The sequence below is a fragment of the Flavisolibacter nicotianae genome, from assembly GCF_003628535.1.
Lineage (GTDB): Bacteria > Bacteroidota > Bacteroidia > Chitinophagales > Chitinophagaceae > Flavisolibacter > Flavisolibacter nicotianae.
This window is the reverse complement of sequence record NZ_RBCI01000002.1, coordinates 700060-722693: the sequence shown is the minus strand read 5'-3', so window position 1 is coordinate 722693 and position 22634 is coordinate 700060. Positions and strand designations below refer to the sequence as shown.

The 22634-nt window shown below is 51.5% G+C and carries 19 protein-coding genes; 8 read left to right on the top strand and 11 right to left on the bottom strand.

What is annotated here, in order from left to right; translation table 11 throughout:
* Positions 1 to 26: 26 nt before the first annotated feature.
* Both D6024_RS08200 and D6024_RS26620 read right to left on the bottom strand, forming a co-directional pair.
* Positions 27 to 977 (bottom strand): ribose-phosphate pyrophosphokinase, encoded by a 951-nt coding sequence (locus D6024_RS08200; RefSeq protein ID WP_121354080.1) that lies wholly within the window; start codon positions 975 to 977, stop codon positions 27 to 29.
* 61 nt (positions 978 to 1038) lie between these two features.
* Positions 1039 to 1224: a hypothetical protein gene (locus D6024_RS26620; RefSeq protein WP_162944631.1), complete on the bottom strand. Its 186-nt coding sequence runs from the start codon at positions 1222 to 1224 to the stop codon at positions 1039 to 1041.
* A 65-nt stretch (positions 1225 to 1289) separates the two neighbouring features.
* On the opposite strand from D6024_RS26620, the gene radC reads away from it, so the two are divergent.
* A complete protein-coding gene (gene radC / locus D6024_RS08195) occupies positions 1290 to 1982 on the top strand; it encodes a RadC family protein (RefSeq protein ID WP_121354079.1) in 693 nt (230 codons plus the stop codon).
* 385 nt (positions 1983 to 2367) lie between these two features.
* Here radC and D6024_RS08190 read toward each other — a convergent pair whose 3' ends face one another.
* From D6024_RS08190 to D6024_RS26615, 5 genes are all read right to left on the bottom strand, one after another.
* Complete coding sequence (locus D6024_RS08190; RefSeq protein ID WP_121354078.1) at positions 2368 to 2682, bottom strand: DUF3467 domain-containing protein; 315 nt, start codon at positions 2680 to 2682, stop codon at positions 2368 to 2370.
* A 138-nt stretch (positions 2683 to 2820) separates the two neighbouring features.
* On the bottom strand, positions 2821 to 4371 hold the full coding sequence (locus tag D6024_RS08185) for a SusD/RagB family nutrient-binding outer membrane lipoprotein (RefSeq protein ID WP_121354077.1): 1551 nt from the start codon (positions 4369 to 4371) through the stop codon (positions 2821 to 2823).
* A gap of 22 nt (positions 4372 to 4393) precedes the next feature.
* The gene (locus D6024_RS08180) at positions 4394 to 7570 is read right to left on the bottom strand and encodes a SusC/RagA family TonB-linked outer membrane protein (RefSeq protein WP_121354076.1); all 3177 of its coding nucleotides are present in this window, start codon (positions 7568 to 7570) and stop codon (positions 4394 to 4396) included.
* 180 nt (positions 7571 to 7750) lie between these two features.
* Positions 7751 to 9754 carry a ComEA family DNA-binding protein gene (locus tag D6024_RS08175; RefSeq protein ID WP_162944630.1) on the bottom strand — a complete coding sequence of 668 codons (2004 nt, stop codon included), beginning with the start codon at positions 9752 to 9754 and terminating at the stop codon, positions 7751 to 7753.
* Complete coding sequence (locus D6024_RS26615; RefSeq protein ID WP_162944629.1) at positions 9751 to 10563, bottom strand: hypothetical protein; 813 nt, start codon at positions 10561 to 10563, stop codon at positions 9751 to 9753. The genes D6024_RS08175 and D6024_RS26615 overlap by 4 nt, the downstream gene beginning before the upstream one ends.
* An 83-nt stretch (positions 10564 to 10646) precedes the next feature.
* Here D6024_RS26615 and folD point away from each other — a divergent pair, with 83 nt between their 5' ends.
* The 6 genes from folD (at position 10647) to guaB (ending at position 17442) form a co-directional block, all read left to right on the top strand.
* Positions 10647 to 11573, top strand: a complete 927-nt coding sequence (folD, locus tag D6024_RS08165; protein ID WP_317125265.1) for a bifunctional methylenetetrahydrofolate dehydrogenase/methenyltetrahydrofolate cyclohydrolase FolD — start codon at positions 10647 to 10649, stop codon at positions 11571 to 11573.
* 20 nt (positions 11574 to 11593) lie between these two features.
* The gene (locus D6024_RS08160) at positions 11594 to 12244 is read left to right on the top strand and encodes a 7-carboxy-7-deazaguanine synthase QueE (protein WP_240409986.1); all 651 of its coding nucleotides are present in this window, start codon (positions 11594 to 11596) and stop codon (positions 12242 to 12244) included.
* Between the two features lie 64 nt (positions 12245 to 12308).
* The gene (locus D6024_RS08155) at positions 12309 to 14222 is read left to right on the top strand and encodes an OmpA family protein (RefSeq protein WP_121354072.1); all 1914 of its coding nucleotides are present in this window, start codon (positions 12309 to 12311) and stop codon (positions 14220 to 14222) included.
* 12 nt (positions 14223 to 14234) lie between these two features.
* Positions 14235 to 14438, top strand: coding sequence for a type II toxin-antitoxin system HicB family antitoxin (locus D6024_RS08150; protein ID WP_121354071.1), 204 nt, complete (start codon positions 14235 to 14237; stop codon positions 14436 to 14438).
* A gap of 263 nt (positions 14439 to 14701) precedes the next feature.
* A complete protein-coding gene (dprA, locus tag D6024_RS08140) occupies positions 14702 to 15802 on the top strand; it encodes a DNA-processing protein DprA (RefSeq protein WP_121354070.1) in 1101 nt (366 codons plus the stop codon).
* A gap of 164 nt (positions 15803 to 15966) precedes the next feature.
* Positions 15967 to 17442 (top strand): IMP dehydrogenase, encoded by a 1476-nt coding sequence (guaB, locus tag D6024_RS08135; RefSeq protein ID WP_121354069.1) that lies wholly within the window; start codon positions 15967 to 15969, stop codon positions 17440 to 17442.
* A 356-nt stretch (positions 17443 to 17798) separates the two neighbouring features.
* On the opposite strand, the gene D6024_RS08130 is transcribed toward guaB, so the two are convergent.
* From D6024_RS08130 to D6024_RS08115, 4 genes are all read right to left on the bottom strand, one after another.
* Positions 17799 to 18200, bottom strand: a complete 402-nt coding sequence (locus tag D6024_RS08130; protein WP_121354068.1) for an RNA-binding S4 domain-containing protein — start codon at positions 18198 to 18200, stop codon at positions 17799 to 17801.
* Positions 18197 to 18427 (bottom strand): hypothetical protein, encoded by a 231-nt coding sequence (locus D6024_RS08125; RefSeq protein ID WP_121354067.1) that lies wholly within the window; start codon positions 18425 to 18427, stop codon positions 18197 to 18199. Before D6024_RS08125 ends, D6024_RS08130 begins: the two co-directional genes overlap by 4 nt.
* Positions 18396 to 18626: a hypothetical protein gene (locus D6024_RS08120; protein WP_121354066.1), complete on the bottom strand. Its 231-nt coding sequence runs from the start codon at positions 18624 to 18626 to the stop codon at positions 18396 to 18398. Before D6024_RS08120 ends, D6024_RS08125 begins: the two co-directional genes overlap by 32 nt.
* A gap of 167 nt (positions 18627 to 18793) precedes the next feature.
* Positions 18794 to 20161 (bottom strand): dipeptidase, encoded by a 1368-nt coding sequence (locus D6024_RS08115; protein ID WP_121354065.1) that lies wholly within the window; start codon positions 20159 to 20161, stop codon positions 18794 to 18796.
* Between the two features lie 182 nt (positions 20162 to 20343).
* Here D6024_RS08115 and D6024_RS08110 point away from each other — a divergent pair, with 182 nt between their 5' ends.
* Complete coding sequence (locus tag D6024_RS08110; RefSeq protein ID WP_162944628.1) at positions 20344 to 22563, top strand: glycosyl hydrolase family 28-related protein; 2220 nt, start codon at positions 20344 to 20346, stop codon at positions 22561 to 22563.
* Positions 22564 to 22634 lie beyond the last annotated feature (71 nt).

Sequence of the window (22634 nt, the reverse complement as noted above, 5' to 3'; positions counted from 1 at the left end):
GTAGCCGATAGCGGTTAGCTGTCAGCTTATTTGTCCCTCCGCTGCGAGTGAAAGAACAGGTTGTTGATGCTCTTGTTCTCGTACGCATTGCGGATGGCGACTGCAAAAAGTTCGGCCGTCGTGATGCACTTGACCTTGGACGAAGGTTTCTTCAGCGGAATGGTGTCACAGACCACCAATTCTTCCAGCACACTTTCCTCGATATTTTCGTAAGCCTTGCCGCTTAACACCGCGTGGGTGATGAGGGCCCGCACACTACGTGCACCTTTTTCCTTTAAAAGAGCGGCCGCTTTCTTCAGCGTTCCTGCCGTGTCGCAGATATCGTCGATGATCACAATATCCTTGTCGGTTACGTCACCAATCACCACCATGCTGGCAATCTCGTTGGCCCGCTTGCGGTGTTTGTCGCAAATCACCATTTCGGCTTCGAAATAATTGGCAATCTCACGAATGCGGTTGGTAGCGCCTACGTCAGGGGCCGCAAAAGTAAGGTTTTCGAGGCGCAATTGTGTTATATAAGGTATAAAAACGGCTGAGGAGTCGAGGTGGTCCACCGGGATGTCGAAGTACCCTTGGATCTGCGGGGCGTGCAGGTCCATGGTGATCACCCGGTCAGCACCGGCAGCGGTGAGCATATTGGCCACCAGTTTGGCACCGATGGCTACGCGGGGACGATCCTTCCGATCCTGGCGGGCATACCCGTAGTACGGAAGTACGACAATGATTTTATAGGCGGAGGCACGTCGGGCCGCATCGATCATGAGCAGGAGCTCCATCAGGTTGTCGGCCGGCGCATAGGTACTTTGCACCAGGAAAACAAAATCGCCGCGGACGCTTTCAAGAAAAATCGGCTGGATTTCGCCGTCGCTGAACTTTTGGATATTGATTTTACCAAGCTGGCAACCGTAGCTCCTGCAGATTTGTTCAGCAAGATTTTGCGATCCGGTCCCAGCAAAAATCTTCGCATTGGGATTCATGGCTGAAAATGTGCGGCGAAGATAGGCAGAAGCCTACCAAGAATTTTCAGCCATTGAAAAATTACTTTAAAACCGTCAGGTGTGCAATATTGCTGTCGTCTTTCACCGCCAGCGAGTCAGCTTTGTGCAGGCTGTTGTACACGACATTGCAAACAAAGAAGGCCATAAAAACCGAGATGGCATACACCATCAGCATGAAGAATACCGGATGTAAAGCACCCATTAAAGAGGTAGAATTGCGTTTCATAAGAGTTGGCTTTAGTGGTTCATAGAATGATTGACAATACCAAAATTATATGTTAAACTTGGGTGATGCAAGAGCAGAACCACCCAATTAAAGCATGGGCAAAAGACGATCGTCCACGCGAAAAACTACTTGCCAAAGGCGCTGCGGTTTTAAGCAATTCGGAGCTGCTTGCTATTTTGATCATCAACGGCACACGCCAGAAAAGTGCGGTAGAACTGGCGCAGGAAGTGTTGCAAAGCGGTAAAAACAACCTGCTGGAACTGGGCAAACTTTCCGTAAAAGACCTCATGAGGATAAAGGGCATCGGCGAAGCCAAAGCCATCAGCATTGTGGCCGCATTGGAACTGGGCCGAAGGCGCCAGGCTGCCGCATCGCTCGAAAAACCCGTTGTCACCAGCAGTGCCGATGTGGCCACCTACCTGCAAACCTCGCTAAGAGATTACAGGCACGAAGTGTTTGCTGTTGTCTTTCTCAACCGCGCCAACAAGATCAATCATTTTAAAATTATCAGTGAAGGGGGCATAACGGGCACGGTGGCCGATCCGCGGATCATCTTAAAAAAAGCGCTGGAAGAAGACGCGGTCAGCCTTATTCTCTGTCATAACCACCCCTCGGGCAGCCTTCGTCCCAGCAAGGCAGACGAAGAACTCACCTATAAAATCAAGGAAGCCGCTAGGTATTTCGACATCAAAGTTCTCGACCACCTGATCGTTAGCGATGACGGGTATTACAGTTTTGCAGATGAGGGATTGCTATAGCTGCTGGCTTTTAGTCGTTAGTCTTTTGTTATTGCAGCCATCTCTTGATTTGAATAAAGGTGTGGCAAAAATCAAAGGGAACTTTGCCAGCAACTCTTTTATGTAAGCCACAAAAACAGGTTCGCGAAAGATTTTGCTTTAAAAGATCAGGTAAACCGATCCTCGGGATCAGTGATGGGACAATATCGTTGAAGGATTGGGCCGGCAAAGCTCAGGCGAATTCATCCATAGTTGAGATCATGAATGGAATCGGCAAATGCTCACTGCACAATTTCCTATCTCAATAAATCTGTTGTAAGAGGCCTAAAATTTAAAGACGAAAATCCTTAACGGTAAGCCACCGAAGGCCAACGACGAAATACCAAAGACCAAAAACAAGAAACCATTACGCTTGTGCGGTCGGTCCGCCAAAGGTGAGCGGGATATGCATTTCTTCCAGGTCTTTTATGGTGCCGTTCGCCGCTTCGTAGCGCTGAATATTTTCGGTCAGGGCTTTCATAAAGCGCTTGGCATGTTGGGGAGTAAAGATGATGCGGCTTTTGACTTTACTTTTTGGCGTGCCGGGCATCACGTTTACAAAGTCAATTACAAATTCAGCATGGGAGTGTGTGATGATGGCCAGGTTGGCATAGGTTCCTTCGGCCACTTCCTCTGTTATTTCAATGTTGATCTGGTTCTGGGGTTGTTGTTCCTGTTGCATAAAAGAATTGTCTTCAAATGTAAAGCTTCTGCCCTAATCCTTTGGGAAAAAACAGCCTGGCCAGCAAAACCGGACAGGCGGTATTTGCATAAAAAAAGGCTGCCCAAACGGACAGCCTTTAACTTGTTATGGAAACGATTAATCAACGTCCCAGAAAAGCCTGTTTTTAAATACAACGTCGGTTGCTTGCTTTGGCGTATTGCTGTTGGCACCTACTTCCGTGTTGGGATAGTACAGACGAACAGGAACAGCAGCACCTGCAGCGGCACCGGCCGATTCGGGAATTTGCGGATAGTTCGTCCGGCGGTATTCCGTCCAGGCTTCCATGCCGCCAAAGTTCACGAGGGCCAGCCACTTTTGTGTCCAGATGGCATGCAACTTGTCCGTTGATGCAGTCCAGTCGGCATTATCCTTACCGCTGGTCAGCAATTCAGTTGCACGGGCAGAAGCGCTGGGAACGCCCAGCAAACGGAACGATTCACGTACGCCAGCTTCATAATAGTCCTTGGCCGTCATCGGGAACGTAACCTGAGCGCCATAGCGGTAAGCCGCTTCGGCCTGCAGGAAAAGCGACTCGGCAGCCGTGATCAGGTACAAAGGATTGTTGTATTTGCCCTTGGCAATGACAGAAGGCCCGATGTACGAAGTGGACGGAGCCGTGTAACCACTGGGTGCACCATACGGAACACCAACATAGTTGTCCACGATCTCAGGAGCAGTGCTGACACCCGATGTACCGCTTTCACCACCTTTTGCATAGGCAATGCGTTTCAGGCGGAACGTATCGTTCGTTGCCTTCAGAACATCGAACAGATACTTTGTCGGTCTTGGATAACGACCCAGGGATTGCTTTGAGCCCGCAGGGTTATATCCCCATCTGTCAAACATGGGATTTTGCTTTCCGGTTGTTTGCAAATAACCGGGGTTAACTGCCATATCCTGACCTGCATCGAGAAAACCGGTTCCTTCCTGGATGATCTTCTGAAGCTGCGGTACAATGTAAGCGTCGCGACCGGAAATGCGGCTTTGACGGATCAAAATGCGCAGTTTCACCGTATTGGCAAATTTGATCCACTTGGTACGGCTGCCAGCTCCCAGTGAGCCAGCCGTGCTGATGTCAGGCGCAGTATTACTGCTGGCAAAAGCGTTGGCTTTCAGGTTGGCAATAGCCGAATCCAACAATGGGATCAGCGATTCGTAAACGGCCTTCTGGTCGTCATACTTTGGGAAAAGTTTCGCGGTACCCTTCAAGGCTTCGTTGAACGGCACGTCACCATACATGTCAACGAGCTTTTGAAACAGGTAGGCTTTCATCACCTGGGCAGGGCCTTTGAAATAAGGCTGGCTGGTGGCTTCCGACTTGTCGATCACATACTGGTAGTCTTCCAGGTTGTCGAAGATCGGGTCGAAATAATTGAAGTTGGAGTTAGTGAACTGGTACGCAAACGTGGTTGCACTAAAGATATAGGAGCTCGATTGCGTCCACTGGCCCGACCAGTAAGAACCCAGTTCATTCTGATCGACTTCATTGGCCACGGTAGTGGCCAGAGCGTTTGTAAATACCAGCGATACACTGGCTTGCCCGGTTATGTTGTTCGGGTCTTTGTTCACGTCGAGCCAGCTCTTTTTACAGCCGGTCCCAACGACCCCCGCAAGGGTTGCTGCAAATAATACGACTTTCAATTTCATGGACTTCAAATTATTTTATCAATTAGAATGTGAGATTTAAGTTGATACCGTACTGGCGCACGGGCGGCGTGTTCAGGGAGTTATTAATACCCTGGCCGTTACCGGTTGTGTAGCTGAACTCAGGATCGGTAAAGACATTTTTCTTGTCAACGATCGTGAACAGGTTACGTCCGTACACAGCAACCGATGCCCCTTGCAGGATCTTGGAACCGCGGATAAGGTTGCCCGGAAGGTTGTACGAAAGATTCACATCTCTCAGCTTGATGAACCAACCCGGTGTCACGAAGTTCTCAGCGATCAGGCGGTAGTAGTTTACCCACAAAGCGTATTCCGACTCACGAACATTAACAGTGGTGTTTGGAACATATTTTCCGGTACCATCGTTATAAGCGGAGTTGGGGAAAATGTGCGGCGTACGCTCAGATGTCCATCCACCGGCACCTGTGAAGGTCATGTCGCGGCCCAGTTGGTGGAAGATCACGTTTCCGCCACGGTATTCGGCATTGGCAGTCAGGGTAAAGTTTTGCACACGCAGGCGGGTACCCAGGCCGGCAATGTGCGGAGGCGTTGTACGGCCAAACTGCACGAGGTCAGAAGACAGGATGGGATACCCCGTTGTTTTATCCACGATCACGCGGCTTGTGGCCGGGTCTCTAACATAGGCTGTCGCTTTCATTTGCGGGAAGCTCTGGTTCTTGATCACATAGGTTTGCGCATAGGCATAACCACCATAGGCAAACTGGTCAACACCCTGGTAAAGGTCTGTGACCTTGTTCTGGTTGTACGAGTAACGGGCACTCATTTCCCAACTCAGGTTACGGGCCTTGATGATCTGAACACGCAGGTCTGTCTCATAACCCCAGTTCTTGGATTCACCCACGTTCAACCGCAGGTAAGGAGAACCGGTAGTGTTAGAAACTTTTACCGTAAGCACCTGGTCAACCGAACGCTGCCAGTAAGCTGTTGCTTCCAGGTTCACGCGGCTGTTCCAGAACTGGAACTCACCACCCACTTCAGAAGTATAAACGAATTCAGGCTTCAGGTTTTGATCAGGCAATACATCACCCACGCTGTAGCCCACTGTGTTGCCAAAGGGGAAACCACCGGTTGGATTAAACTGAAGATCCAAACCATAAACAGGAATGTTATCGTTGGCATTCTTGTTCCAGCTTGCACGCAGCTTGGCATAGTTGAATGTGCTGCTCTTCAGGCTGGGAATGGCGTCTGTCAGGATGTACGATACGTCAACACCATAATAAGGATACTGGTAGAGGCTGGCGGTTCTGCCCGAAGCATAGAAGCGGGAAGTACCATCGTAGCGCAATGAAGCGTGCACGAACAATTGCTCTTTCCAACCTGTGGTAAAGTCGGCATAATAACCCCACTTTCTTTCCAGGCTGTTGGCTTCACCTCCGCTCAATTCGCCACGGCGGTTACCCACGTTGTAAAGGCCGGGCTGTACAAGCGAGCCAGAACCAACCGCGATGTCCTTGGTTTTGCGCTGGTAGAGCTGCTGACCCAGGATCAACTTGTTGCGGAAGTCGCCAAAATCTTTGCTGGCTGTTACCGCGAAGTTGTTGGTCATAACAGTCTCCGTCAGGGTTCTGTCGTATACGCCGCCCTGGATGTCAGTGGATGCACGGTCGATACCATCATAGTCGTTCGCCCAATCCCAGGGAGCCGGAACATAGGCACTGTTTTTTGCCCAGTCTGTATAAAAAAACTGGCCGGTGTAGTTTTTACGAACACGGTTGTTGTTAATCAAACCAACCGTGTTGTGTGCAGACAACCATTTGGCAAAATTGTAGTTCAGATCGAAGCTACCGTTCAGGTTATAGTCAGTATACACCTGGCGGTTGTTATCCGCGTTGAAATACGGGTTGTTGTAATAGTCGTTGTAGTAACCGTTCGGGTTGGCGAACTTATTTGTTTTCCAGTCACGCAGGGTCGACAGGGGAACGTGTGCCGCTGTGTTCAGCACATCAAAATAGAAGTCGGAAGTGGTACGGTCGAAATTTGCCTGCACGTAGTTTCCGGCGAAGTTCATGCTGAGGCGGTCGGCCTGCTTGCTGGCCGCAAAACGCACACCTGTCCTGTTCGACTTATCGTGGGGAACGATACCATGGGTGTTGTTGTTTTCAATCGACAGGTAATAGGTATTACCGGCATCGCCACCGGAATAAGCAGCCTGGTTGTTGAATGTATAACCCGTGTTCCACTGCTTTCTTCTTTCGCCGGGGATCGCAGCATACGGAACGATCAGCTTGGAGCCATCTTCCAGTACACGACCAAGAATCCGGGGCTCGCCATTATAAGGATCACCAAATTGCTGGTTTTCAAACGGACGCCAGTTGTCTTTCATGCGGTCCAGGTAGTTCGGCAGGTAACCCGCAGTACCGTAACCGGCTGTATAAGCAGAACCGTTTCCGTATTGATCCTGGAACGAAGGCAACCAGGAAAGTTTGTCGAAGTTGGCCGAAGAAGAAAACGTAATTCTTCCTTTGCCGGCTTGTCCTTTTTTCGTTGTGATGACCACGGCACCGTTTACACCTTGCGAACCGTACAATGTAGCAGCCTGACCACCTTTCAGGATGGTAACGCTTTCAATATCATTAGGGTTGATGAGGGAGAGTACGCTTTGCGATGTATTGGGAATTCCGTCGATCACGATCAGGGCGTCGTTGCTACCTGTCAGTGAGCGGTAACCGCGCAACACGATCTTGGTCTGGGGATCAACACTGTTGTCCACGTTGAAGATCGCCAGGCCGGAAACCTTGCCCGACAGACCTGCCGCCACCTGGGGCGAACGGCCTACGGTCAGTTCTTCCGTAGTTACGTTGGTGGCAGAATAACCCAGTTCCTTCGGCCTTCTTTTGATACCGAGGGCGGTTGTTACCACCACTTCGCTCAGGTTGGTCTGTCCGCCAATAGTAATATTGACGTTTGTCTGGTTACCGACTTTGAATTCGGTTGCCTGGAAACCCGAGGCAGTAATGACCAGGGTGCTGTTTGCCGGGGCTTGGATGCTAAATCGGCCGTTGTCATCGGCAGCCACCCCGGTGTTGGTGCCTTTGACCGTTACAGACGCGAAGGGAACGGCATTCCCTTGTGCATCTGCAACTCTGCCCGTCACGGTGCGCTGGGCAAATGCTACAGCAGTCAGCAATAGCATGCAGAGCAAGAATTGAACTTTTCTCATGTACTTTTTTTTTGAGTTAAAATGCATAAATGCAGGGTGAGGTCCTGCGGGTTAAAGAATGAATAAGAGACAGTAGTTTTCCCATTTTTGCTGCGACAAGTTATGTTTTTTTTAACACCGCCAAAAAAAATTTGCTTTTCTATGTCGCATAAAAAATATAGTACATGCATGATTATCAGGCTAAAAGCGATACTGAACCTGTGCTTTTACCTCGGTTCGGCGGTGGCCCTCGGTTTCGTCCAAACCTGAACCGACAGTGCCTCTTCCCGCGTAGAGTGTTTGGGCAAAACGTGTCCAGAAGATCCACCGTTTTGCCGGGTGCCAGTTGATATTAATATAGTAGCGAAGTCCCTTGTCGAAAAAAGCCGGGATGGAAAAACTGTAGAGCACATCGCTTTCATAGGCATAAATACGGGTATCGTAACTGCTGGTTTGAAAATATTGCAGGCGTAGCTGGCCGCTCCATTTTGTCCCGGGTCGAATCGCCGTCTCGGCAAACGACAAAAATCCCTCTTCCCGTTTGCCGTCCATCAGAAACCAGGTCTTTTCCAGCCTGCCTTTGACAGAAGGGCCGCGATGGGGTTCAAGGGAAAAATGCAGCCGCAGGTTCTTTCGTGTCTGGAGTTCTGGAGTCCGGATGACCCCAACCGCCGGATCAAGCGGCTTGCTTTCGCCGCGAAACCGCAGGTAGGCGCCGAAAGTTTTGTTTGGCGCATAGCTCAGCCCGACCAGGAAGTCGCGGCCCCTTGCCGGGGAACTAATCCGGTAACGGAGAAAGGAGAAATGGTATACATCGGCATAGGCCGATACCAGCCAGGCGGCAGAAGGCCTGAGTTGAATCCCTGCATAAAAACCGGTTTCGTTGGCGGGCAGGGCGCTTTCTGTAAAGGCATTTCCGAACGGCGCACTGTAGTCTTTTTGAATTTTACGGAACAGGAAAGAAAGATCAAGTTTCGGATCCATGCTGACCAGGGCGCCCTGCACCAGGGCAATACGGCGTTCCCCGTTGACAGCAGCCTCGCCAAAAAAGTGGACATTCTTATAGGTATAACTATAATCCACGCTCCCCAAAAGCAGGGTCGTTCCCGAAAAGGCAAACAGGTTATAGGGCTCAGCACTTTTTTGCAGCGGCTGCGAAAACCGGTGAAAAACTGCGTTGGCACCCACTTTAAGGCTGGTGCGGTTGTAAGAGAAGTTCGCTCCTGCGGAAAAATCAGAAAGGCGGTACCGGTCTTCGACTTCGGATGGCGTGCGGTAATAGCCCGACGTTCCGAACGAGGTAAAGCGCTCCACCGAATCGGCTACCCGGTTGCCGCTAAACTTTTTATACGACACGAACGTGGTCGCCTCCCAGGCGCCCCATTGCGCCGTTGCCGCAGCGCCACGGTTAAAATTGAACTCACCTGCCGACCGGTAGGGCAACAGAACAGGCGCCTGCCGTTTCACCGCCAGTACTTCCGAACTTTTGCCAAATCCCATGGACTGCCATTGCGTAAGCCCCTGGCCAAGGTTCACAACATAGTCGCCAAGGGCAACCGCCTTCAGCTTTCCAAGATTGCGGGCAAAAAGATGAACCGAGTAAAAGTCAAAGCCCCATCGTTGCGCTCCGCGAAAAAATTGCTCCCCGGCGTCTTTGTCTGCTACTACACCGTAATAGAGTAGGTTTTTATATTGGTAGGTATAGCGCAATTGCATCCGGTAAGGATCGCCGAGATAATGTGTTTTTCGGGTTGTATCGTAGCCTTTCGCCTTTTCAAGTACCCGGCCCAGGCGAAAAAGTACCGACTGGCTGCCGTTTCGCAGGCGGGTAGTCAGCGCCTCCCCTATCGATTGTGCTTCTCCTACAAAAACAAAGGGGAGCAGTTTCCGGATGGTCTGAAGGTCGAAGCCCTGCACCGCCTGCAGTTCATAAATGGAGAGCAGTTTGCCGAAAAGCTGCCGGTGGCGCACCAGACTTTGCACCTGAAGTTCGTTCAGCAGCCGCAAGGCGTACAGGTCTTCGGGAGTTGCCGTATTCAGGTTGAGCGGGTTGTTCCGGTAAAAAACGAGTTGTTGCAGGAAGGCATCATCCTCGGGAGCTTCATCGCCCAGGTTTTCCAGTTGCTGCTCGGTTACAGGCGGTACGTCCTGCGAAAAGCCCATTGCCGCTACCAATAAGAATAGTATGACGAAAACCCCTTTCATTCCAATGGAGCATAAAGAATGGACAACCCGGGAGTGGTTCCCAGGTAAGGATGCAGGGAAGCCAACGCTTCTAACCTGACACGATTCAGTTGCACCCCGAAGCCGAAGGCAAAAACAGCCGTAGCCGACCGCAGGCCCAGCCGGGCAAACAACTGATCGGCAGGACGGTACTGTATAACCGTGTTGATGCCGGGTGGCCATCCTTCCATTTTTTCCGCCTCGACACCCAAAAAAACCTGTGGCGAAATGTCGTAGCCCAGGCCGGCCGCGTAAACATAGGGCAGTTGTTCGGTGCTTTCTTTTCCAAATCCATTGCCCAGCGGGTTGTAGACGTGAAAGCCGGCATTCCACTGTGTGCCGAGATGGCACAGGACCGATAGATCGAACGTGAGAGCGGACGCAGACCCGTAGCCACTTGCTTTCAGGCCTGTGTAATTGAATTGAACGCCCAGGGCTATCTTGCTGCCCGCATTCCTGGCGTAAGCAAGACCAAGCGTCGTTTCATTCAGGGCCTGGTTGCCGGCGTAATCGGCGCGCCAACCAAAATTCCCGGAGCCGGTAGGCAGTGCAAGGGCCACAGAAGAAACATTCAGCGACTTCAGCAGAAACCGGCGCTCGCCGGAAACACCGGCCGAGAATTTTTTGACAGCCGCCAAAGCCGCCTGGTTGGAGACAGCCGAAAACACATCGGCAAACCGGTTGCTGTAAGCCGCAAGGCCTGCTAATCCCCAATGAGCGGGAAAGCGGGCCATTTGTCCACCGGCAATCGAAGCAGATAAAAGTAGAGGAAGAAGCAGTAGTTTTTTCACCCAAAGCAATTGGTTCTTCTAATATAATAAAGAAATGTTTAATTCGTATCCTCTCAAAGGAATGTTAGAACCACCGGCGGCAAATGGCATCCACCTATCTTTGCGCCATGCAAGTTTTGAATGGAAAAGAGACCGCGCAGGCCATCAAGGATTCGCTGAAAATCGAGGTCGCACAGCTTTCCTCCCGGGGTAATCCCGTTCCGCACCTGGTGGCGGTTTTGGTAGGAAACAACGGCGCCAGCGAAACCTATGTTGCCTCCAAGGTGAAAGCCTGCCAGGAAGTAGGATTTAAATCAACGCTCATCAGACTGGAAGAAAACATTACCGAATTGAAATTGCTGGAAATGATCCGCGAGTTGAATACCGACCCGGATGTGGACGGCATTTTGGTGCAACTGCCGCTGCCCAAACACATTTCCGACGACGAAGTGATCAACACCATCGACCCGGCGAAAGACGTGGATGGGTTTCACCCGAACAATGTCGGCCGCATGGTGCTGGGACAACCCACATTTGTGCCGGCCACTCCACACGGCATTATGCTGATGCTGGAGCATTATAAAATCGAAACAAAGGGCAAGCATGCCGTGGTGATTGGCCGCAGCAATATCGTGGGCCGGCCAATGAGCATTTTGCTCAGCGGCGCCGGTTATCCCGGCAACTGCACCGTGACCATTTGCCATTCAAGCACCGTGAACCTAAAAGAAATTTGCCAAACGGCCGACATCCTCGTGGCGGCACTGGGCAAACCGGGTTTTGTAACCGCTGACATGGTAAAAGACGGCGCGGTAGTGATTGATGTGGGTATCACCCGGGTTCCGGATGCCTCCAAAAAAAGTGGCTTCCGGATCAGCGGCGACGTGGACTACGAAAACGTGGCCCCGAAATGTTCGTACATCACGCCTGTTCCCGGCGGTGTAGGACCAATGACCATCGCAGCCCTGATGAAAAACACCTTCCGCGCCTGTGCCATCAAACATTACGAAGACCAGGGTGAGAGCATCCACTAGTGAAGACTGATTCAACGACAATGAAGGAAGCGAGCATACAGGAAAAAGCAACATTATCCACCGGCAGCAGCGAAGGCCTGTTGCCGGTGATGGAACATTTTTATACCCTCCAGGGAGAAGGCGTGCACCAGGGCAAGGCGGCCTATTTCATTCGCCTTGCCGGCTGCGACGTGGGCTGTGTCTGGTGCGATGTAAAGGAAAGCTGGGAGGCCGACAGGCACCCGCTCTACGCCGTGCAAAGCCTCGTGGATATGGTAAAGACAACACCGGCACAAATCGTGGTGATCACCGGCGGCGAGCCCCTGCTTCACGACCTGGCGGCATTGACGCATGCCCTGCACCAGGCCGGCCTGCGGGTCCACATTGAAACCTCCGGCTCTTCGCCCCTTTCGGGTGAACTGGACTGGATCACGCTTTCCCCCAAAAAATTCAAGGCGCCATTACCCGACGTTGTGCCGCATGCCAGCGAGCTAAAAGTGGTGATATTTCATAAATCCGATTTTGCCTGGGCCGAAAAATGGGCGGCACAGGTATCGCCGTCGTGCAGGTTGTTTCTCCAACCCGAATGGTCGAAAGCCGACCAGGTAACGCCGCTGATTGTAGACTACATCAAGGCCAACCCGCAATGGCAACTGTCGCTGCAAATTCACAAGTACATTCATGTGCCGTAGCGGTAAACGTTAAAAAACTTTCGTTCTCCCCCTGTAAAAAGCGAGACTTGGCTATCTTCATTTCATGAAGAACCGCGTCACCCTTTTTGCCTGTTTCCTGTTTTTGTTCTTTGCCGCTTCCGCACAAAACGACCTCACCAAAGTGGACAAAAAAGCGGTCGCACTTTACGAAAAATCACTGGAACTGGCAGATGCGGCCAAATACCAGGAGGCGATCGCTTTGCTGCAGCAGGCCATCGGTCGTGACGATCACTACATCGATGCCTATCTCTCTCTTGCCGGTATCTATGGCCAGCTAAAAGATTATAACCAAAGTGTGTCCACCTACGAAAAGGCCATTGCCCTCGATGCGGCGTATACGGTCGACTACCTCCTGCCTTATTCCATCAACCTGGCCGGCAAGGGCGATTTTGAAAAAGCACTCCAGGTAATCAACACCGTTCTGGCAAGACCGAACCTACATCCCACCACGAAAAAATCCGCCGAATACAGGCAAAAGAATTACCAGTTTGCCGTCGATTATGCCAAAACGCACCCGGTCCGGAACTATGTTTTTGCACCGCAAAACCTCGGTGATGCCGTCAACTCGGCCGAGCTGGAATATTTCCCGTCAATGCCGATTGATGGGAAGCTCCTGGTATTCACCCGCAGGGTCAACAGCTTCAACGAAGACTTTTTTGCCAGCGAAAAACAGGGCAATACCTGGAACAAAGCAGTACGACTGCCCGGCGCCATCAACACGCAGCAAAACGAAGGGGCCCAAAACATTTCGCAGGATGGCAACTGGCTGGTGTTCACCGGTTGTAACCGCCCCGACGGCCAGGGGAGCTGCGACATTTATATTTCGTACAAAACACCCGATGGCTGGTCACCGGCTTTCAATTTAGGGAACAAGGTCAATACCGAAGACTGGGAATCGCAGCCCTGTCTTTCACCGGATAAACGCGATCTATACTTTGCCAGCCGCCGTCCCGGCGGATTGGGTGGCAGTGATATTTACGTGGCGCATTTGCTTTCGAGCGGACGCTGGAGCGAACCCGAAAACCTGGGCCCCGGCATCAATACCCCGGGGGATGAGTCCACGCCGTTTATCCATGCCGATAACCAGACCATGTTCTTTGCGTCGAACGGCCTGCCTGGTTATGGCGGCGAAGACCTTTTCGTGGTGCGGAAAGGCGCCGACGGCAAATGGGGCAAACCCGAAAACCTTGGTTACCCGATCAACACCATTGAGCACGAAGGCTCCTTGTTCATCGCCGCCGACGGCAAAAGCGCTTACTACGCCAGCGATCGCAGCGACAGCAAGGGCGGGCTCGATATTTACTCGTTCGAATTACGGGAAGATGTACGTCCGGCAAAAACGCTTTGGGTGAAAGGAAAGGTTTTCGACAGCAAGACCAACGCCGGTCTTCCTTCGTCGGTTGAATTGATTGACCTTGCCTCGAAGCAAACCATTTCCAAACTGCAAACCGACGAAACCGGCAATTACCTGATCACGCTTCCGGTTGGGAAAGATTACGCCTTCAACGTGAACCGGAAAGGCTACCTGTTTTATTCCGACAACTATTCGCTGAAAAATAAAGCCGCCGACTCCACCTATCAGAAAGACATCCCGCTGCAGCCGATCGAAGTGCAGGCCGGCATCGTGTTGCGCAACCTGTTCTTCGAAACCAATAAATTCGACATCAAGTCCGAATCAGAAGTGGAGCTGGACAAAGTGGTGCAGTTCCTGCAGGACAACCCAACGGTGAAAATCCAGATGGAAGGCCATACCGACAACGTGGGCAGCGCCGTCGATAACCAAAAACTTTCCCAGGCACGGGCCTATGCCGTGGTGAATTACCTGGTCACAAAAGGCATCAAAGGCACACGGCTGGTTGCGAAAGGATTTGGCGCCACCAAGCCGGTAGCGGATAACAAGACGGAGGCCGGCCGGGCACAGAACCGGCGGACAGAACTAAGGGTACTGGAGAAATAGTAAATTAGTTTTATGAAACTGACGATCGCCATTGTAAAAGGAGATGACTATTTTATTGGTACAATAAAGGAAATCCCTGCAGTTTTGACTCAAGGGGAAACAATCGAAGAAGCAAGGGAAAACGTTTTGGATGCACTGCGGCTTTATCTTGAAGATATGCAGCAGGATAAGAGCCTTGAAAATATCGTTTTGGAAGAAGACTTAACGATCGCCTGATGTCGATAAAAAGAAATCGTTTTCTTCAGCATCTTGCCAATAATAACTGCTTTCTGCACCGACATGGCGGCAAGCACGATGTTTAGCAAAATCAAACAAACAAAAAAAAGACAACTGTCCCAAGGCATAATCAATTGGATAAAAACTTGTGTGATTTGATTTGCAAACAACTTGAAATCCCCAAAATGACAGAAACCGGAAAGTAAATGCCAGATGACGGATGACAGTTTTTTTCTATCTTACCACTCCCTGTCTTCTAACCCATGCACTCCGAACTGCTTTATCAATTAGCCCTGACACTTGTTCCCAACATCGGCGATGTTCATGCAAAGGTGTTGGTTCAGCAGTTCGGCGACGCCGCATCCATTTTCAAAGCCAAACAATCGTCGCTCGAAAAGATCGAAGGCATTGGTGAAGTGCGTGCAAAAAGCATCAAAAGCTTCAATGATTTTCACCTGGCGGAAACGGAGCTGCGATTTATTGAGAAATACAAGATCACACCGCTTTTTTTAACCGACGAAACCTATCCGAAACGCCTGCTCAATTGCTACGACTCGCCGACCCTTCTTTTTTTCAAAGGCTCAGCCGACCTGAATGCATCGAAAATCCTTGCCATTGTGGGCACACGTAGCAACACCGATTACGGCAAACAGTTTACGGAAAAACTGGTGCACGATCTCGCCGCGCAAAACATCACCGTGATCAGCGGGCTGGCGTTTGGCATTGATGCCATTGCGCACAAAGCGGCGCTGAAAAACAACCTGCCCACAATCGGGGTGGTCGGCCATGGCCTGAACAAGATCTATCCTTCACAGCACGCGGCCCTGGCCAAAGAAATGATCGCGGCCGGTGGCGGCATCCTGACGGAATTCTTTCACAACACCCAACCCGATAAACACAACTTTCCGCTGCGCAACCGCATTGTGGCTGGGATGAGCGATGCGACCATCCTGGTAGAAACAGCCACCAAAGGCGGCAGCATGATTACGGCCAAACTGGCTGATGCCTACAACCGCGACGTGTTTGCCGTGCCCGGCCGAACCACCGACAAGACAAGTTCGGGTTGCAATCACCTGATCAAATACAACAAAGCGATTCTACTTACCGATGCCGACGAACTGCTGGACGTCATGGGATGGAAGGAAACAAAAGCAAAGGCCAAAAAGCAGCGGGAACTGTTCATCGAACTTTCGCCGGAAGAAGAAAACATCCTGCAGCTTTTACAGGGCAAAGAAACCCTTCATATCGACGAGATCAACGCCGCCAGTGGACTAAGCAGCAGCACTGTGGCCGCTGCCATCCTCAACCTGGAACTGCAAGGCGTAGTGCAAACCCAGCCGGGAAAAATGTACAAGCTGGTGTAGAGCAGATGAACCGATGAAGTGCTTTCAGCTTATGCTTCTCCTCGGCATGAAGACAGGCTGCATATTCCGAGCAGAAGATAAACAAAGGAATCTTCTTCTCCTGGTCCTTGTTCGTCTAGTCTACTGTTCAACTGATCTTCTGTTCTCTTCCCCTATCTTTGCCTATGGCAACAAACTCCACGCAAAAGACTTTCATTGAAGGCTTAACATTCGACGACGTTCTTCTTGTTCCGGCTTATTCTGAAATTTTACCCCGTGATGTTGACATCAAAACCCGTCTCACCAAAGACATCACGCTAAACATCCCCATGCTCTCCGCGGCTATGGATACCGTAACGGAAGCCGCTCTCGCCATCGCCCTGGCACGGGAAGGCGGATTGGGCATCCTGCACAAGAACATGACCATTGAAAAGCAGGCCGACCAGGTACGCAAAGTAAAACGCAGCGAAAGCGGCCTGATCGTCGACCCGATCACCTTAAAAGACAACGCCATCGTTGGCGATGCCCTGCGCATCATGCGGGAAAACAAGATCGGCGGCATTCCCATTGTCGATGAAAAAGGCAAGCTGGCCGGCATCCTCACCAACCGCGACCTCCGTTTCCAGGAAAACCCGCAACGGCCCGTGAGTGAAGTGATGACCAGGGAAAACCTGGTGACCGCACCCGAAGGAACCGACCTGAAAGCAGCCGAAAAGATCCTTCGCCAGACCAAGGTGGAAAAACTACCCGTTGTTGATGGTGACGGAAAATTAATTGGCCTGATTACCTACCGCGATATTTTGCAGGTCACCTCCTATCCCAACGCTGTCAAAGATGCCTTTGGCCGCCTGCGTGTTGGTGCCGCCATTGGCGTGACGATGGACTTGCTGGACCGTGTGGCCGCCCTGCAGCATGTGGGCGTCGATGTGCTTTGCCTCGATAGTGCACACGGCCATTCCAAAGGAATCATCGATTCGCTGAAAAGCGTCAAAAAGAATTTCAAAGACATCAACGTCATTGCCGGCAACATCGCTACCACCGAAGGTGCCGAAGCGCTGGCCGATGCAGGCGCCGACGCCGTGAAAGTGGGCATCGGCCCGGGCTCAATTTGTACTACCCGTATCGTTGCCGGTGCCGGTGTGCCGCAACTCACGGCCATTATGCAGGCCAATGCAGCCCTTCAAAAGCGGGGCATCCCGCTGATCGCCGATGGCGGTATCCGCTACACCGGCGATATGGTGAAAGCCCTCGCCGCAGGTGCCGATGTGGTGATGATGGGAAGCGTGTTTGCGGGTACCGAAGAAAGCCCCGGCGATACCATCATTTACGAAGGAAGGAAGTTCAAGGAATACCGCGGTATGGGTTCGCTGGGCGCCATGTCCACCGGCAGCAGCGACCGCTATTTCCAGGATCCCGAAGCCGATGTAAAAAAATATGTTCCCGAAGGCATCGAAGGCCGTGTGGCCTATAAAGGCATGCTGAAGGAGATCGTTTACCAGTACGTCGGTGGTCTTCGTGCAGGCATGGGATATTGCGGTGCCAAAAGCATTGCCGACCTGCAGCAGGCCACCTTTGTCAAGATCACCAACGCCGGTATGCGGGAAAGCCACACCCACGACGTGGAAATCACACGGGAAGCGCCGAATTACAGCAGGAAGTAAACCTCACCCGGCCATCAGCCCCCTCAATCCCCAAGGGGACCTGGCACATGCACAGACCCCTGCTTTTGCACGAAATAAAAAAGCCTCCATCATCCTTTTTGATGGAGGCTTTTTATTGCCGCTTGGCGTTCCCACCAACAGTATTGTTTGCCCCAGAGGGGCATCCCGTTAATAGAAAAAGAAAGGAAGCTTAAGCTCCGGTGGACCGATATATTTTTATGTTTCCAGCGATGGAACGTCGATTGAACACCTGTTGCGTCGCACCCTTCATCCTTCGGAACACAGCCGGGCAAAACAACCCATTCTTACATTATCCAATTAGCATTTTCTCATTTTCACATCTGCACATTTTCACATTACTCCTCTTCTTCCCCCAAAAACTCATCCAGCTCCCTGCGCAATTTCTTGGTGGGCCGCCCCACTTTACTTGGCCGTTTGCCGGTGTAAAAGGACGCGGCCTGGAACTGCGTACGGTCGATTTCCTCGGCCGGCGTTAAGTCTATGTAGTAATTGATGGCTTCGGAATAGGCCATGCGGTTGTGCAGCAAACCCGTCACTTTGATGATCCACTTTTTGGCTTCGGTTTTCACTTCATACTCGTCGCCGATGCTTACGCTCTTGGCTGCTTTTACCGATGTACCGGCCTGTTTGACCTTGCCGGTATCGCAGGCTGCTGCCGCCAGTGTTCTTGTTTTAAACAGGCGGATCGACCAGAGGTATTTATCCAACCGTAATTTTTCTTTGGCTTCTTTTTTCACACGCTACTCTTTTCTTTTTCTAATTGGTGCAAAATGTCCTGGTAAATTAATTTTCTCACTTCTCTTTCCGTTTTCCGGAACTTGTAAAATAAGGTATAAAACGCCGTGATGACATAAAAGATCATGATGCAACCGGAAAGCAAAACCAGTGCAGCGGTGGCTTTCATCCAGTTCTGCGCAAACTTTTCGTAATAATCACCCGTGATGAAGATGATGGTGAAAGACACCAGGAAGGCATATCCAGATCCATTTCACCAAATGCTTTTTTTGCTTCACCAATGCTTTCCACGCAGGCAAATGACCAAACACGGTGGAGTCCACGCCAAACGACAACCGGCCTTTGTATACAATCTCCTTCAGGTCTTTTTGGCTGTCCAATTCGGCCAGCCGTTTCCTGATATAGGCGCTTAGTTTTTCCTCCTGCATGTGAAAAATTTCGTTTCCGAAAGTAAGAACAAATCCTTTGCTGGAAACCGTCGTGAACCATGTTCTCAGAGCAAAAACAACACAACGTTAACCCAATAAAAAAGTTCACAAGGCTTGCTTGAAAGCAAGGCCTGTGAACTCCCGTCAACGGATTTCATTTCTTTGCTTTAGCTCTGTGCAAAAAACTTGTGGAAGTAGGGAATGGTTTCGATGCCTTTGTAGTAATTCTCCAGGTTGTATTTTTCGTTGGGCGAGTGCAGGTTGTCGTTGTCCAGTCCAAAGCCCATGAACACGATCTTGATCCCCAGTTCTTTTTCCAAAATTGAACAGATGGGAATGGAACCACCGCCACGCACTGGCACGGGTTCTTTGCCAAACGTTGTTTGAATGGCCTTGGCCGCGGCCTGGTAGCCTTTGCTGTCGATCGGTGTCATGTAAGGCTCACCGCCATGGTGTTCAAAGGCATGAACGGTAACGGAAGCGGGTGCTATTTTTTTAAAATGCGCCAGCAGCAGGTCCGTTATTTTGCGTGAGTCCTGGTTGGGAACTAACCGTGCAGAAATCTTGGCCGTGGCTTTTGACGGCAACACGGTTTTGGCACCTTCGCCGGTATAACCTCCCCAAATGCCGTTCACTTCCAGTGTCGGGCGAATGCCGGTCCGTTCGTTTGTGGTAAATCCGTTTTCACCCCACAATTCGTTTACACCAAGGTCTTGCTTGTAATCGTCCTCGTCAAATGGCGCACGGCCCATTAGCTCTCTTTCCGCTTTCGTGGCTTCCACCACGTCATCGTAAAAACCGGGGATAGAAATGTGATTGTTTTGATCGTGCAGGGAGGCGATCATTTTCGCAAGTATGGTGATCGGATTGGCCACGGCACCGCCGTATGTTCCGCTGTGCAGGTCACGGTTTGGTCCCGTTACTTCCACCTCGATGTATGACAGGCCACGAACACCAATGTCCAGCGACGGGTTTTCCATGCTGATCATGGAGCTGTCGCTGATGAGGATCACATCGGCTTTCAGCAGTGCTTTATTCTGCCGGACAAAATCCGCCAGGTTGGGCGAGCCCACTTCTTCTTCGCCTTCGATCAAAAACTTGATGTTGGTTTCAAGGCTGCCTGTTTTCACCATTGTTTCCAGCGCTTTTACGTGCATGTAAAACTGGCCTTTGTCGTCGGCGCTGCCGCGGGCAAACACCTTCCCGTCTTTGATCACCGGCTCAAACGGCCCGCTGTGCCACAGCTCCAGCGGATCGGCCGGCTGTACATCGTAATGGCCATAGACCAAAACAGTGGGTTTTGCCGGGTCAATGATCTTTTCGCCATAGACAACCGGATGCCCGGCCGTTTCCATGACGTCGGCCCTGTCGCAGCCAGAATCAAGGAGGCGCTGACGCACCAGTTCCGCACACCTGCGCATATCGTCTTTGTGCTCACTTTTGGCACTCACGGACGGAATGCGCAGGAGCTCCAGCATTTCATCTAAAAATCGTTGCTCGTTTTGTTTCTGGTAATCTTTCCATGCTGTTTGCATACCGGTTGATTTTTTAAGAAGGATAAAATTAGGGAGAGAAGTTTTCACCGCGGAGAAAAAGAAAATGGGCAATGTGGTGAAGAATCGCGGCCGAAAAAATTCAAACCCATCTTGTCAACAAATAACAAATGCTTTGTAAAAGCTGTTGCAACTTCATAGCAGCTTATTCACAAAGCGCTTTCATGATAAAAAGAACACTTCCGCTCCTGGCCTTTTTGATTGTCGCACTTGCCTGCGCAGTAAACGCACAGCCGCAACCGGGTCCCAGGGCCGCACAGGGTAAAGCGGTTCGCCTGACGCCGGTGCCGCTCAATGCAACGTCTGCAGAAATACAAGGAATGCTAAACCGCAAGCAGAACCTTTACTTTAAACCCGGTGTCTACAACATTGGCAACCTTCAGATCAGCGGGTGGCAAAGCGGGTTGATCTGGGGTGCCGGCCGACTATGCACCCAGTTGCAGGGATCCATCACCATCAAAGGAAGCCGTAGCCTGACGATTGGTAATTTCAACATCATCAACAACACAGCCAAAGATGCGGCCGTGCTGGATGTGGCAGATTACGGCCGTTGCCTTCTGACATTCATGAACATCCTGGCATCGGCCGGAAAAGACGGCACGGCACTTCGGTTACAGGCACCGGGTGAGTTTCAGGTCCAGGGATGCAACTTAAAAAGCAGTGATATAGGATTGCAGATTGCGCATCCGCAGGCGAAAGCAATGGTGTTCGGTGGCAACCTGCAATACAACCGCATTCACATCCAGCTGGTCCGGGGGCACCTGGAAGGGCGGGCCTTTGGCATGCAGGGTACCAGGGGCGATGCAGACATTGTCATCCAGTCGCCTTCGCCGTTTGGCCACCACCTGGTCGAGGGCATTCGCACGGAAGGAAACAACGGCAGCAGCCCGAACGAAATGCTGCTGAAAGTGCCACAGACCACAGCCGTGGTGAATGTAGCGCTACGGGCCAACACACTGGGCAGCATGGTTCACTACGCCGACTACAACGCCAATGGAACGCTGCTGCTGCTGGAAAATGTCAACTACCCCGGTCCTGAAGACAAGAGCTCAGTCGGTGTGACAGTACACAGCGCCGGGCCTTCAACCGTGATCAGCTTTGGCAACAAGTACGGGCTGAGTTATGATGCAGCACCGGGACCGTTTGTGATTGGTGCCAGCACAACGGTGCAATCCATGGGTGACCTCTGGATGCTGACCAATACAAGCGATTACCACAAACCCTTCAATGAGCCAATCACCAAAGCCGCTATGCAGGCCGCCGGCAAGGCCATTCCCCCAAGGCTGTCGTTTCTTTCGACCGCCGATTCCGCGACCGTGCAGCTGCCCGATTTTTCCGCCTACCAGCTGGCCGCCGGCCCCCGCATTGCCAACCTCCCGGAACTGATGCTGAACGTCAAGGATTTTGGCGCCGTTCCCAACGACGGCAAGGACGACCGGGCCGCCATCCAGCGGGCCCTGGATGCCGCGGAGAAAGGCGGCATATCTGAACCCCTGTTTTTCCCGGCCGGTAAATATGAACTGAGCGAACCCCTGTTCCTCGATCACCTGGCCGGCGGCGGTTTTTGGGGAGAAGGCGCCGATCGGTCGGTCCTGGTGAGTACAACGGGAAAAGGCACGATCGTTTCTGATGGCGCCGGCTATTCCACGTTTGTGGACATGGGCTTTGAAAACAAGCCGGGCGCCGAATCAAAGACCACGGACTTTGACTGGGTCAACAACCAGTCGCCGGACAAAAAGCGTGGCAACACCGGTGCGGCGCTGCAGGCCAACATGATTTACCGCTGCCGCTTTGAAAATGGTGGCACCGGCATGGCCGTTGGCAACCACCGGATGGGGGATGGCTTTATGTTGGTGGATTGTGTTTTCAAAAACATACAAACAGCCAAAGGCGAAGGAGCAGCGTACGCTTCCGAGGGCTTTAACGTGCTGACCAACCCCCTGATTCATTGCTCGTTTGAAAACGTGGATTGCGCCGTTTCCAATGTCAAGGGCAGCTTCAATTTTTACGGCAACCGGCTCTCGAACATTCACTCAGCAGCGCTGAAATTTTATACGATTGTCGGTAACGCATTTGCCCTCGTCAACAACGTGATGGACGCCTCGCCGGTGCCCTTTGTCACCACCGGGCACAGTTCGGCAAAAGCGCATTTGCTCCTCGAACAGGTCAGGATAAAAGCGCCGGCAAAAACGGCAATGGGCTCTGATTACAAGCTGGGCGGCTCGGTGCTGGTCAGCCATTCTTCCTTTGAGAACCGATCCCTGGCGAATGGAGGAGGCATCGGTGACAATTCGCTGATCGTGTACAAAACCGTAGCGGCAAATGCGTCCGTAAGTGGAAGAGCACACGGCTACTTTCCGGAATTGCTTAGAAAGAAAAAGTAGCAGCTTCTCTCCTGTTGTATTGTTTCAATCGAATAAAAAACGCCTCCATCAAAGAAATGATGGAGGCGTTT

Coding starts and splice junctions, on each gene's coding strand:
- D6024_RS08200 (WP_121354080.1), bottom strand. CDS start 977: ATGAATCCCAATGCGAAGATTTTTGCTGGGACCGGATCGCAAAATCTT.
- D6024_RS26620 (WP_162944631.1), bottom strand. CDS start 1,224: ATGAAACGCAATTCTACCTCTTTAATGGGTGCTTTACATCCGGTATTC.
- radC (WP_121354079.1), top strand. CDS start 1,290: ATGCAAGAGCAGAACCACCCAATTAAAGCATGGGCAAAAGACGATCGT.
- D6024_RS08190 (WP_121354078.1), bottom strand. CDS start 2,682: ATGCAACAGGAACAACAACCCCAGAACCAGATCAACATTGAAATAACA.
- D6024_RS08185 (WP_121354077.1), bottom strand. CDS start 4,371: ATGAAATTGAAAGTCGTATTATTTGCAGCAACCCTTGCGGGGGTCGTT.
- D6024_RS08180 (WP_121354076.1), bottom strand. CDS start 7,570: ATGAGAAAAGTTCAATTCTTGCTCTGCATGCTATTGCTGACTGCTGTA.
- D6024_RS08175 (WP_162944630.1), bottom strand. CDS start 9,754: ATGAAAGGGGTTTTCGTCATACTATTCTTATTGGTAGCGGCAATGGGC.
- folD (WP_317125265.1), top strand. CDS start 10,647: ATGGCATCCACCTATCTTTGCGCCATGCAAGTTTTGAATGGAAAAGAG.
- D6024_RS08160 (WP_240409986.1), top strand. CDS start 11,594: ATGAAGGAAGCGAGCATACAGGAAAAAGCAACATTATCCACCGGCAGC.
- D6024_RS08155 (WP_121354072.1), top strand. CDS start 12,309: ATGAAGAACCGCGTCACCCTTTTTGCCTGTTTCCTGTTTTTGTTCTTT.
- D6024_RS08150 (WP_121354071.1), top strand. CDS start 14,235: ATGAAACTGACGATCGCCATTGTAAAAGGAGATGACTATTTTATTGGT.
- dprA (WP_121354070.1), top strand. CDS start 14,702: ATGCACTCCGAACTGCTTTATCAATTAGCCCTGACACTTGTTCCCAAC.
- guaB (WP_121354069.1), top strand. CDS start 15,967: ATGGCAACAAACTCCACGCAAAAGACTTTCATTGAAGGCTTAACATTC.
- D6024_RS08120 (WP_121354066.1), bottom strand. CDS start 18,626: ATGCAGGAGGAAAAACTAAGCGCCTATATCAGGAAACGGCTGGCCGAA.
- D6024_RS08115 (WP_121354065.1), bottom strand. CDS start 20,161: ATGCAAACAGCATGGAAAGATTACCAGAAACAAAACGAGCAACGATTT.
- D6024_RS08110 (WP_162944628.1), top strand. CDS start 20,344: ATGATAAAAAGAACACTTCCGCTCCTGGCCTTTTTGATTGTCGCACTT.